At 74.2% G+C, this 11,831-nt stretch carries 12 protein-coding genes; 9 read left to right on the top strand and 3 right to left on the bottom strand.

Translation table 11 applies throughout. The features are described from left to right. Positions 1-162, top strand: a 162-nt coding sequence (locus tag IG62_RS45805; protein ID WP_234326939.1) for an ATP-binding protein, incomplete at its 5' end; no start/stop codon positions are given. A 12-nt stretch (positions 163-174) separates the two neighbouring features. Here IG62_RS45805 and IG62_RS0139960 read toward each other — a convergent pair. Beyond that, entirely contained in the window at positions 175-927 is a 753-nt protein-coding gene (locus IG62_RS0139960) for a PaaX family transcriptional regulator C-terminal domain-containing protein (RefSeq protein ID WP_030815895.1), read from the bottom strand. Between the two features lie 110 nt (positions 928-1,037). On the opposite strand from IG62_RS0139960, the gene IG62_RS0139955 reads away from it, so the two are divergent. From IG62_RS0139955 to IG62_RS0139935, 5 genes are all read left to right on the top strand, one after another. Beyond that, the gene (locus IG62_RS0139955; protein WP_234326938.1) at positions 1,038-2,765 is read left to right on the top strand and encodes an acyl-CoA dehydrogenase family protein; all 1,728 of its coding nucleotides are present in this window, start codon (positions 1,038-1,040) and stop codon (positions 2,763-2,765) included. After that, positions 2,765-3,565, top strand: a complete 801-nt coding sequence (locus IG62_RS0139950; RefSeq protein WP_030815889.1) for a crotonase/enoyl-CoA hydratase family protein — start codon at positions 2,765-2,767, stop codon at positions 3,563-3,565. The genes IG62_RS0139955 and IG62_RS0139950 overlap by 1 nt, the downstream gene beginning before the upstream one ends. Before the next feature lie 50 nt (positions 3,566-3,615). Further along, positions 3,616-4,467 carry an alpha/beta fold hydrolase gene (locus IG62_RS0139945; RefSeq protein WP_030815887.1) on the top strand — a complete coding sequence of 284 codons (852 nt, stop codon included), beginning with the start codon at positions 3,616-3,618 and terminating at the stop codon, positions 4,465-4,467. 154 nt (positions 4,468-4,621) lie between these two features. Then, positions 4,622-5,128 carry a DUF1990 family protein gene (locus IG62_RS0139940; RefSeq protein ID WP_030815884.1) on the top strand — a complete coding sequence of 169 codons (507 nt, stop codon included), beginning with the start codon at positions 4,622-4,624 and terminating at the stop codon, positions 5,126-5,128. A 155-nt stretch (positions 5,129-5,283) separates the two neighbouring features. Continuing rightward, a complete protein-coding gene (locus IG62_RS0139935) occupies positions 5,284-6,510 on the top strand; it encodes a metallophosphoesterase (protein WP_030815882.1) in 1,227 nt (408 codons plus the stop codon). 91 nt (positions 6,511-6,601) lie between these two features. On the opposite strand, the gene IG62_RS0139930 is transcribed toward IG62_RS0139935, so the two are convergent. Further along, the gene (locus IG62_RS0139930) at positions 6,602-8,089 is read right to left on the bottom strand and encodes a glycoside hydrolase family 30 beta sandwich domain-containing protein (protein WP_030815880.1); all 1,488 of its coding nucleotides are present in this window, start codon (positions 8,087-8,089) and stop codon (positions 6,602-6,604) included. 299 nt (positions 8,090-8,388) lie between these two features. Here IG62_RS0139930 and IG62_RS42820 point away from each other — a divergent pair, with 299 nt between their 5' ends. The 3 genes from IG62_RS42820 to IG62_RS50355 are packed head-to-tail and all read left to right on the top strand — an operon-like array spanning position 8,389 to position 9,796. Next, positions 8,389-9,396: a PAS domain-containing protein gene (locus IG62_RS42820; protein WP_420711189.1), complete on the top strand. Its 1,008-nt coding sequence runs from the start codon at positions 8,389-8,391 to the stop codon at positions 9,394-9,396. Continuing rightward, a complete protein-coding gene (locus IG62_RS50360) occupies positions 9,393-9,551 on the top strand; it encodes a hypothetical protein (RefSeq protein WP_420711188.1) in 159 nt (52 codons plus the stop codon). Before IG62_RS42820 ends, IG62_RS50360 begins: the two co-directional genes overlap by 4 nt. A 29-nt stretch (positions 9,552-9,580) precedes the next feature. Then, positions 9,581-9,796 (top strand): ATP-binding protein, encoded by a 216-nt coding sequence (locus IG62_RS50355; protein ID WP_420711187.1) that lies wholly within the window; start codon positions 9,581-9,583, stop codon positions 9,794-9,796. Positions 9,797-9,832: 36 nt separating this feature from the next. On the opposite strand, the gene IG62_RS0139920 is transcribed toward IG62_RS50355, so the two are convergent. Beyond that, complete coding sequence (locus IG62_RS0139920) at positions 9,833-11,230, bottom strand: NADP-dependent succinic semialdehyde dehydrogenase (protein WP_030815877.1); 1,398 nt, start codon at positions 11,228-11,230, stop codon at positions 9,833-9,835. Positions 11,231-11,831: the final 601 nt, after the last annotated feature.

Genomic DNA, 11,831 nt, shown 5'->3' with positions numbered 1-11,831 from the left:
CCGTTCCGCCGGCTGCGCACCGAGCGCACCGGCAGCGACAAGGGCGTCGGTCTGGGCCTGTCCATCGTCCGCTCGGTGGTCCGCGCACACGACGGCACCCTCACCACCGGGCCCCGTGACGGTGGCGGCCTGACCCTACGCGTCGAACTCCCTGCCTCGTAGGCGGCGCTGCCCCTACTCGGACACGTACGGGCGAAGCGCTTCCCGGAGGTCTGCTTCGAAGCGGGCGTAGTGGGTGCGGAGCGGGGTGCCGGGCCAGTCCGGGGGAAGGAGGGCGGCGGGGAGGAGGGGGTCGGCGAGGAGGTGGCGGAGGGCGGCCGCGGCGATGGTGAACCGGTCGGCGAGGGTGTCGGCGCGGTCCAGCGCGGCCATCAGGGCGCGGGCGTGGGCCGCCCAGGCATCGAGGTCCCAGAGCCGGGCGGCGAGTGCGGCCGGGTCGTCGTCCGGGGTGCCGGTGAACCAGGTGCACTGTTCGGTGACGACCGCGGGGTGGGGCCGGTCGAGGTTGGCGGGGCGCAGCCAGCTGCCCTCGCGGAGTTCGGCCAGCCGGAGGCCCGCCATGGCTTGGCGCAGCGCGGTGCGCTCCGCGGCGGGGCGGCGTTCGGCCGTGGTGACGACGGCGATCTCCCAGTCCCCGTGCCAGCGGCGGGTGCGCGGGGTGCGGCTCTCGTCCTGGCGGGCCTGGCGGGCCAGGAGGCGGCTGGTGAGGGCGTAGGTGCCGCCGGTCTGCCGCAGGTCCCCGGCGGCGACCATGCGGGACAGGGCGACCCGGACGGTGCCCTCGGCGACGCCGAAGAGCTCGCCGACCCGTACCAGGGCGCGTGCGGGCAGCCGCGGCGGATGGTGGCCGAGGAGGGTGCTCAGCACGATCGAGCGGGCGGTGAGCGGCCGCGGTCGGTCGAGGGGGGTGGGGCCGTCGTCGTTCATGGGTGGCTGGAGTTTACGGGGCGTCGGGCGGCGGCCCGGTGGCCGGTGGCCGGCACAGCGGCGGTATTACATACTTCTCTCGGGTGTTCCGATTCTGTAATGTCGAGGGTATGACCGTCACCCATGAAGTCGTGAATCAGGCCCCGCCGCTGACCGGGTTCAGCACGGCGGACGAGCCGGCCCTGCTGGAGGCGCTCCTGCGGTACGGCGCAAAGTGGGGCGAGCCGGAGGTGACCGCGCTCGGGGAGCTGGCCGGTTCGGCGGCGGTGCAGGACCAGGCCCGCTGGGCGGAGCAGCAGCCGCCCCGGCTGCACACCCACGACCGGTTCGGGCACCGCGTCGACGAGGTCGAGTTCCATCCGGCCTGGCACCAGCTGATGACCGTGGCGGTGGAGCAGGGCCTGCACGCCGCGCCGTGGACCGATGACCGCCCGGGGGCGCATCTGGTGCGGGCTGCGAAGTTCTACGTGTGGTCGCAGGCCGAGGCGGGGCACGGCTGCCCCATCTCGATGACGTACGCCGCCGTGCCCGCGCTGCGCGCCGCGCCGGAGCTCGCCACGCAGTACGAACCGCTGCTGGCCGCCCGGCGCTACGACTTCGGGCTGCGCGCCCCGCTCACCAAGTCTGGCCTGATCGCGGGCATGTCGATGACCGAGAAGCAGGGCGGCTCCGACGTGCGGGCCAACACCACGCGCGCGGTGCCGGCCGGCGACGGTACGTACCGCCTCACCGGTCACAAGTGGTTCACGTCGGCGCCGATGAGCGATCTGTTCCTGGCGCTGGCGCAGACCGAGGAGGGGCTCGGCTGCTTCCTCGTCCCGCGGGTGCTGCCGGACGGCACGCTCAACGGGATGCGGCTGATGCGCCTGAAGGACAAGCTGGGCAACCGCTCCAACGCCTCGTCCGAGATCGAGTACGAGGGGGCGGTGGCCTGGCCGGTCGGCGAGCCGGGCCGCGGGGTGCGGACCATCGTCGAGATGGTGAACATGACGCGGCTGGACTGTGTGCTCGGCTCGGCGGCCGGGATGCGGGCGGGGCTGCGGCAGGCGCTGCACCACACCGCGCACCGGCGGGCGTTCGGGCGGGAGCTGGACCGGCAGCCGCTGATGCGCTCGGTGCTCGCGGACCTGGCGATCGAGTCGGAGGCGGCGACGCTGCTGGGCCTCCGGCTGGCGGCGGCGGTGGACGGGGCGCAGGCCGGGGACGCGCAGGAGGCGGCGCTGCGCCGGCTGGCGCTGGCGGCCGGCAAGTACTGGGTGTGCAAGCGCGGCAGTGCGCACGCCGCGGAGGCGCTGGAGTGCCTGGGCGGCAACGGCTACGTCGAGGACTCCGGCATGCCGCGCCTCTACCGGGAGGCGCCGCTGCTGTCCATCTGGGAGGGCTCGGGCAACGTGGCCGCGCTCGACGTGCTGCGGGCGCTGGGCCGGGAACCGGCCGCGCTGGACGCGTTCTTCGCCGAGGTGGAGCAGGCGGCGGGCGCCGACCGGCGGCTGGACGCGGCGGTGGCCGGGCTGCGCACGCTGCTCGGTGAACTCTCCGGCCCGGAGCGGGCGCAGCTGATGGCGCGTTCGCTGGCGGAACGGATGGCGCTGGTGCTGCAGGGTTCGCTGCTGGTCCGGCACAGCGATCCGGCGCTGGCCGATGCGTTCTGTGCGACGCGGCTCGGCGGGGAGTGGGGCCATGCGTACGGCACGTTGCCGGCCGGCGCCGGTCTGACGGCGATCCTCGAACGGGTCCGGCCGTGGACGCCGGACGCGGCGGCCGGGGGCACCACGGTCGGGGACGCGGCGGCCGGGGTCGCGGCGGCCGGGGTCGCGGCCGTCGGGGGCGCGGCCTGATGTCCGTACGGGTGGAGCGCGCCGGGCCGGTGACGACGGTGGTGCTGTCGAGGCCGGACCGCCGCAATGCCGTGGACGGCGCCACCGCACGCCAACTCGCCGCGGCATTTCGGGAGTTCGAGGCGGACGACGGGGCGCGGGCGGCGGTGCTCTGGGGCGCGGGCGGGACGTTCTGCTCGGGCGCCGACCTGAAGGAGGTGGGCACCGAGCGGGGCAATCGCGTGACGGCGGACGGCGACGGGCCGATGGGGCCGACCCGGCTGCGGCTGAGCAAGCCGGTGATCGCGGCGGTGGCGGGCCATGCGGTGGCCGGCGGGCTGGAGCTGGCGCTCTGGTGCGATCTGCGGGTGGCCGAGGAGGACGCGGTCTTCGGGGTGTTCTGCCGGCGGTGGGGCGTGCCGCTGATCGACGGCGGTACGGTGCGGCTGCCCCGGCTGATCGGGGCGAGCCGGGCCATGGACCTGGTCCTGACCGGCCGGCCGGTGCCGGCCGCGGAGGCGCTGGCGATCGGGCTGGCCAACCGCGTGGTGCCGACCGGCACGGCCCGCGCGGAGGCGGAGGCGCTGGCCGCGGAGCTCGCCCGCTTCCCGCAGGCGTGTCTGCGCAGCGACCGGGCGTCCCTGCTGGACCAGGAGGGCAGGGACGAGGCGGCCGCGATGGCCGACGAACTCCGCTACGGACAGGCGGTGTTGACCGAGGCGCTCCAGGGCGCGGCGCGCTTCGCCGCGGGCGCGGGACGGCACGGCGCACCGGCCGGGGAGCCGGGAGACCTCGCGGGGCCCGGCGGCTCCGGTCCGTGACGTCCGTAACCCCCTTGCCATGATCACCGAGCGGTGCGGAGGATGGCGTCATGCCTGCTGCCATCTTCACCGCGCCCGACGGGACCGAGCTCGGCTATCACGTGCTGGGTGAGGGAGAACCTCTGCTCTGCCTGCCGGGCGGCCCGATGCGGGCCTCCGCCTACCTCGGTGACCTCGGCGGGCTGTCGGCGCACCGCCGGCTGGTGCTGCTCGACCTGCGCGGCACCGGCGACTCCGCCGTCCCGGCCGACCCGGCCGGCTACCGCTGCGACCGGCAGGCCGAGGACGTCGAGGCGCTGCGCCGTCACCTCGGCCTGGAGCGGGCCGATCTGCTGGCGCACTCGGCGGCCGGCGACCTGGCCCTCGGGTACGCGGCGCGGTATCCCGAGCGGATCCGTGCGCTGGTGCTGAGCAACGCGCGGGGCCGTGCGCTCGGCGTCGACTTCACCACCGAGCACCGCCTGGAGGCCGCGGCGCTGCGGAAGGCCGAACCGTGGTACGAGTCCGCGCACGGCGCCTTCGAAGCCATCTGGGACGGCACGGCGACCGACGAGGACTTCGACGCCGCCATGCCCTTCTTCTACGGGCGGTGGGACACGGCCGCGCAGGCGCACGCGGCGGCCGAGGTGGCGCAGACCAACGACGAGGCCGCGGAGCGCTACGCATCGGCCGGTGCCTTCGAGCCGGCCGCCACCCGTGCCGCCCTCGCCGCGCTGCGGGCTCCGGTGCTCTTCCTCGCCGGCGAGCTGGACGGCGGTCCGCTGCCCCGGATCGCCGCCACCATCGCCGAGTTGCTCCCCACCGCCGAGCTGACCGTCCAGCCGGGCGCCGGGCACTACCCGTGGCTCGACGACCCGGCCTGCTTCGTCCGGACCGTGGAGGCGTTCCTCAGCCGGGTGTGACGGGCGCGTCGTCGCGCTCACGGGGGACCGCCGTGCGCCCGGCGGCGATGCGGTCACGACCTGCCTCCGGCCCGTACAGCGCGGTCCCCGCCGCCCGGGCGAACGTTGTTGATCACTTGCGGCGGCCCGCGTAGCGTCGCCGTTCATGACCGACCTGACCGACCTGACCTATCCCGAGGTGGGCGCCACCGGGCGCGCGCCGCTGCCGCCCGGGTACGACCACCTCCACGAGGAGCTGCCGATCGGCCGGGGCCGCGCGGCGCTCGCCGCGGCGGGCGAGGCCATCACCACCTTCCGGATGCACCGGGCGGCGGGCACCGGCATCCGGTCCGACGCCCCGCGGGCCGCTCCGGGTGTGGCCGTGGAGGTCTCCCTGGGGGTCGGCCCGCTGCGGCTGCGGGCGCCCTGCCGGGTGGTGTGGACGGCGGACGAGGCGGACCGGATCGGCTTCGCGTACGGGACCCGACAGGGGCATCCCGAGTGCGGCGAGGAGGCGTTCCTGGCCGAGCTGCGCGACGACGGCACGGTGTGGTTCACGGTGACCGCGTTCAGCCGCCCCGCACAGGCCCTCACCCGGCTCGCCGGTCCACTCATCCCCGTCTTCCAGCGGGCCTACGTCCGCCGTCTCGGCCGCACCCTTCGCCGGCTCGCCAACGGCTGACGGGAGGTCACCGCTTCCGCTTTTCTCACCGCTTGATGCCGTACGGGGACGGGTAGTTACCGACGCGTAGCAAAGGTGCCGCCGATCGCCATACGTCCACCTCCGGTTCATCTTTTCGTCACCATCACCCCTGCCTGCCGTGAGAAAAACCAGGCATGTGTGAAGACGAACTGATCCCGCCGCAGGCGGACATGACCGAGCGGGAGTGGCTGCGGGCCGGCACGGACGCGGCGGGCGGCGGGGCGGCGCCGATGCCGACGACGGGCCGGGTGCCGCAGTGGGTGAACCGGCGGACGCTGCTGGGCGGCGCGATGGCCGGTGCCGCGCTGGCGGTACTGCCCTCGCCGGCCCAGTCCCCCGCGTCGGCCGCCCCCCGCCTCGGTGCGCCGGGAGCCTTTCCGTTCCCCGAACGCCCCAACGGAAAGGGTGAGTTCGCCATTCTGGTCACCGGTGACGCCGGGACCGGGGACGAGGCGCAGTACGCGGTGGCGGCCGCCGCGCGCGACATCTGCCGCAGCGAGGGGGTCGGCCTGGCGGTCGGGCTCGGCGACAACATCTACGAGAACGGACCGGAGTCCGACCACGACTCCGAGTTCCAGGACAAGTTCGAGAAGCCGAACAACGGCATCGACGTGCCCTGGCTGATGGTGCTGGGCAACCACGACTGCTCGGGGCTGATACCCGGCAGCGGCGGCGACCCGTCGCGCGGGGACCGCGAGGTCTCGTACGCCAGGAGCTCGAAGCGCTGGTACATGCCCGCCCGTTACTACCGCGTACCGCTGCCCGCCGCCGACCCGCTGGTGGAGTTCTTCGCCCTCGACACCATTCCCTGGTCGTCGTACGTCGCCCAGCTCGACCCGTACTACCGCTGGGACGGCCCGTACATGCGCGCCCAGCGCAGCTGGCTGGACGAGGCCCTGCGGACCTCGCGGGCGCGCTGGAAGGTGGTGATCGGCCACCACCCGTACCTCAACAACGGCAAGCACGGCAGCGCCGGTTCGTACGACGGTTTCGAGATCGGGAACTACACCAGCGGCGTCCACCTCAAGGACATGTACGAGAAGGTGGTGTGCGGCCGGGCCGATCTGATCCTGTCCGGGCACGACCACACCCTGCAGATCCTGGAGCCGACCGCGCGCACCGGCGGCACCCGCCAGGTGGTGTGCGGGGCGTCCGCCAAGACGGAGGACGGCAAGGCCCACTTCGCCCACCCGGCGGCCTGGCAGAACTTCTCCGACCACGGCTTCATGCTGCTGAAGGTGGCCGGCGCCCGGCTGACGATCGACGCGTACACCGTCGACGTGGCGACTCGCAAGGCCACCCTGGCCCACCGCACCCGCCACACCCGCCCGGTCGCCGCGCCGGCCGGGGCGCACGCCTGACGGTCGATCCGCCGTGTGCGAGCCCTGCCGGCGCCGACGGGACGGCAGGGCAGTACCCGCCGAACACGCCGTGCCGCCCGCTTGCGGGCTCCTACCAGGTGAAGGTGGCCGAGGCGCCGGGCGGGAGGACGTAACCGGTGTGCCGGTGGCCCCAGTTGATGCCGGCGGGCCGGGGGGTGGCGGTGTCGTTGTAGGCGATCAGGACGGTGGAGCCGTCGGGGTTGCGCCAGGCGACGTTGGGGAGGGCGGACGGGCCGGCGGAGGCGATGCGGCGGGCGCCGGGCTTCACGAACTTGGTGAGGTGGCCCATCGTGTAGTACTCGACGGTGTAGTCGACCCGGCCGCTGTGGTCGTCGCCGTGGTGGACGGTGATCAACCCGGTGCAGTCGGAGCAACCGCCCTGATGCGGACCGTTGTTCTGGTCCACGGCGAGCGACCACTTCGTCCAGCTGCTGCCCCAGTTACGGGTGTAGTCGATGAGGTCGTGCATGTCCTGCTTCTGCTGGTTGGCGATCCACCGGCCGCCGGAGTGCTCGGTGTCGTGGACGGCCAGGCCCGGGTACCGGTCGTGCACCCGGGTCTGCCGGGTGACCGTGCCGCCGTAACCGTGCCAGGCCAGCCCGCCGAAGTTGGGGTGGCGGCGGACGGCCGGATCGTCGACCGTGGGCCGGGCGAAGGCGTCGTAGCGGTCCCAGTTCCAGTCCAGGGCGAGGACCTTGGTGGGCAGTCCGGCCCGGCGCAGTGCCGGCAGCAGGTCGTTCTTCGTGAAGTCGGCGAGGGAGGCGCCGGTCCACCGCATCGACGGGTAACCGGCGCAGCAGGTGGGCTCGTTCTGCACGGACACGTAGTCGACCGGCACGCCGTGGTCGCGGTAGGCGCGGAGGTACTTCACGAAGTAGCGGGCGTAGGTGCCGTAGTACTCCGGCCGCAGCCGGCCCTGGTCGAGCCGGCCGTTGTCCTTCATCCAGGCGGGCGCGCTCCAGGGCGTGGCCATCACCTTCAGCGCCGGGTTGAGCCGGCGGGCCCGGGCGGTCAGCGGCAGGACGTCGGCGAGGTCGTGGGCGACGGAGAAGCGCCGGAGGTCCGGGTCGGTCCGGCCGGCGGGCAGGTCGTCGTAGGTGTAGCCGGAGCGGGCGAGGTCGGAGGCGCCCATCGGGTTGCGGAGGAAGCCGAGGCCGATGCCGTCGTCCGGGTCGAAGAGCTTGCGCAGGACCGTCGCGCGGGCCGCGTCACTGAGCGCGCCGCTGCTGTTCACCAGCCAGGCGGCGGTGTCGGTGAACGAGGCGCCGCCGCCCTCGAACCGCTGGTAGGTCCGGGAGGGGTCGACGGTGAGGGTGCCGCCGCGGCCCGGCCGGAAGGTGAGCGGTGCCTGCCGCCGCAGGCCCTGGACGACCTGCCGGCCGCCGGGATCGGAGGTGGTGGTGAGGTAGACCTGCATCCGGTGCGGCGCCGGGCCCACGCGGTCCGGGGACGTCGGTGCCCCGGCGGCCACCCACAGCACCGCGAAACCGGCCACCCCGGCCGCGGACGTGGCCAGGGCGTGCCGGAGGCGTCGGGCTCGTACGGCGCGCGCTCTCATGGCGGGGCCTTCCTGTGCCGCGGGCAGTCAGGCATACGCCCGACGGCTGCCCGGATCCATGGTTCGGGAGGTGAACGGTCGCGTCAAGCGACCGTACCGGCAGGGAAGTTGGGAGGGGCCGGGGAGGGCCTGCCCGCCAACCCCCCGGCGCGCCCCTCCCCTTCCCCTCCCTCACCCGTTCTCGGTACCCCGCGCACCGCCCGGAGCACCGGACATGCGGGGTGCGCGAGCCCCGCCTGAGGTGTTCGCATGGTGAGCCCACACGGCGCGCGCCCCCGGGCCACGAGGTGGGGCACCCGATGACGGCCCCGCCGGCCGGACCGTCCGACGAGGGCTACGACCCCCGCACCGACCGGGACTGGCGCCGGGTCGAGGAGGAGGCTCCCGGGGTCTCGCGGCACGAACCGATCGTGCTGCGCGAGCGGCTCTCGCTCAACCGGATGGGCACCTTCGACTGGGACCTGGACCGCGGGTTCATGGAACTGGACCCCGGCGCCCTGGACGTCTTCGACCTGCGCCCGGGGGAATACGACGGCGCACCGCTGTCCCTGGCGGGGCGGGTGGCGGCCAAGGAGGGGCTGCGGCTGGACGAGGCGCTCGCGCAGGCGCTCCAGGACGGCCACTCGTCGTACGGCGCGTACTTCCGGGTCCGGTGCCGGGACGGGACGCGGCGCTGGACGCATTCGCAGGGGCGGATCCTGCACGACCCGGAGGGCACGCCGTACCGGGTCATCGGCATCGTCCGGGAGGCGACCGGCGAGCTGGCGGACTCCGCGCTGCTGCGCTCGCTCCAGCAGGAGCGGCAGCGGCAGACCGTGATGGTGCAGCAGACCACCGCCGCGCTGTCCCGGGCGCTGTCCGTACGCGGACCTGCTGCCGGCGGGCGGCGCGGCCTTCCTGCCGCTGGTCGCCCAGAACACCGTGCTCGGGGCACTGGGGCTGTTCCACGCCGGGCCGGCGGTGCGGTCGCCGCAGGCCCGGAACCTGGCGCTGGCGCTGGCCGGTGTGGTGGCGCAGTCGGTGCAGCGGGCGACCCTGTTCGACCAGGAGCGGGAGCTCGCGACCGGGCTGCAGGCGACGATGCTGCCGCGCCGGCTGCCGCCCCTCGCGGGCGGCGCGGTCACCGTCCGCTACCACCCGGCGAGCGTCGGCCGGGACCGGGATCGCGGCGCTGTCCGAGGCGGTCCGCACCGGCCCGCGGACCTGGAGGAGCTGGCCGATCACCTCTCGGCCCAGCTGTGGGCCGACCCCGGCTCGGAGGACGACATGGCCCTCCTGCTGCTGCACCCCGGGCCCGGGGGCCGTGACCACGCCGCGGCTGCGGCTGCACGTCCACCAAGCCGATCCTGCGGGCGCCGCCGAGGTCCGTTCGGCGCTGCGCCGCACGCTGGACCAGTGGCGGGCGGGCGCCGTCCTGCACGACGTCGAGGTGGCGTCCTCGGAGCTGATCGCCAACGCCTGACCCACACCGAGAGCGGCGCCCTGGTCACCGTGGAACTCCTGCCCGGCGTCCCGCGCCGGATCCGGCTGGAGGTCGAGGACCGCTCCAGCCAGTGGCCGCGCCGCCGCAGCCCCGGCGAGACCGCCACCTCGGGCCGGGGCCTGATGCTGGTCGGGGCGCTGGCGGAGCGCTGGGGCGCGGAGCCGCGGGGCAACGGCAAGGCGCTGTGGTGCGAGTTCCTGGTGCCGGCGGCTCCGGGGCGGTGACGCGTTCCCCGGCCGGGGAACGCTCCGCCGGTCCGGTCACTCCTCGGGGCCGTACCAGAGCGTCGTCATGTTGCAGAACTCCTTGATGCCGTGGCCGGACAGTTCCCGCCCGTAGCCGGACCGCTTGGCGCCGCCGAAGGGGAGGCCGGGGTGGGAGGCGGTCATGCCGTTGAAGTAGAGACCGCCGGCCTGGATGTCCCGGGCCAGCCGGGCCTGTTCGTCGGGGTCGCGGGTCCAGGCGTTGGAACTCAGCCCGAACGGCGTGTCGTTGGCGAGCTCGATCGCCTCGTCGAGATCGGCGACCCGGTAGAGCGTGGCGACCGGCCCGAACGCCTCCTCGTGGTGGATGCGCATGGTCGGGGTGATGCCCGCCAGGACCGTGGGCTCGTAGAACCAGCCGGCCCGGTGCTCGGGCGGCCGCCGGCCGCCGCACAGTGCGGTCGCACCCTGGTGGACCGCGTCGTCGACGAGTTCCTCCAGGTCGGAGCGGCCCTGCTCGCTGGAGAGCGGTCCGACGTCGGTGTTCTCGTCCATCGGGTCGCCGACGGTCAGCGCCGCCATCCGCTCGGTGAACCGCTCGGCGAAGGCGTCGTAGACGTCGTTGTGCACGATGAAGCGCTTCGCCGCGATGCAGGACTGCCCGTTGTTCTGCACCCGCGCGGTCACCGCGACCTTGGCCGCCTTGTCGAGATCGGCGGAGGGCAGCACCACGAACGGGTCACTGCCGCCGAGCTCCAGCACGGTCTTCTTGACCTCGTCACCGGCGATGGACGCCACCGAGCGCCCGGCCGGTTCGCTGCCGGTCAGCGTCGCGGCGGCCACCCGCGGGTCCCGCAGGATCTCCTCGACGGCGCCGGAGCCGATCAGCAGGGTCTCGAAACAGCCCTCGGGGTAGCCGGCTCGGCGGAACAGCTCCTCGATGTACAGGGCGGTCTGCGGGACGTTCGAGGCGTGTTTGAGCAGTCCGGTGTTGCCGGCCATCAGCGCCGGGGCGGCGAACCGTACGACCTGCCAGAGCGGGAAGTTCCACGGCATCACCGCCAGGACCGGGCCGAGCGGCCGGTAGCGGACCACGGCACGCATCGCCCCGGAATCACCGACGTCCGCCGGGTCGGGGTGCTCGTCGGCCAGCAGCCCCTCGGCATTGCGGGCGTACCAGCGCATGGTCTTCACGCACTTCGCGGCCTCCGCACGGGCCTGGGCCAGCGGTTTTCCCATCTCGGTGGTCATCGTGCGGGCGATGCCGTCCTGATCGGCCTCCAGCAGGTCGGCGGCCTTGAGCAGCAGTTCCGTGCGACGGGCGAAGCTGGTGGTGCGGTGGAGCTGGAACGCCTGCTCCGCCCTGACCAGGCGGTCCTCGATCTCGCCCGCGTTGAGCGCGTCGAAGGTCTTCAGGGTCTCGCCGGTGGCCGGGTTCACCGTGGCGATGGCCATGGTCAGCACCTCCTAGGAAAGCGGTGAGGGAGCGGGGGACGGGTCCGGGACCGGGTCGGGGCCGGGCGGACGGGGTATCGGCGACGGTTCCGGAGGGATGGGCTCCGGTGGCCCGGGCGGGGTCGGCGGTCCAGGAAGCGGGTCGGGGGTGGGATTCGGCGGCGGGCCTCCCGGGTCCGGCGGCCGCGTGGGCTCCGGATCGCGGTCGAGCGTGCGCTCAGGGCGCGGATGCGGTTGCCGCTGCACGGCGGGCCTCCAATGAGAGGTTTTTTGTTCCACGTATGCGGCATACGCCACATGTGCCCCTGTACCCGAGTCTGGCGTTTCTACGTCCCCACCGCATTCCGCTGCGCTTGGCCGGCCTCCCACGTACCTGTCTTTCCCGCCGCGGGGCACGCTCGCCGTTGCGCTTTGCGGCGCCGCGTACGTAGCTGGCTGTCCCGCCATCGGGGTTACGCATTGCGGCGCCGCGTACGTAGCTGTCTTTCCCGCCGCGGGGCACGCTCGCCGTTGCGCTTTGCGGCGCCCCGCACGTAGCCGTCTCTCCCGCCGCGGGGCTCGCTCGCCGTTGCGCCTGCGGCGGGCTGGGTTTGTGGTGGGT

Origin of the sequence: Streptomyces sp. NRRL S-337, from assembly GCF_000720175.1 — a bacterium.
GTDB classification, from domain to species: domain Bacteria; phylum Actinomycetota; class Actinomycetes; order Streptomycetales; family Streptomycetaceae; genus Streptomyces; species Streptomyces siderophoricus.
Note: the sequence above shows the minus strand (reverse complement) of the source record. Positions and strands in the feature narration are given on the sequence as shown.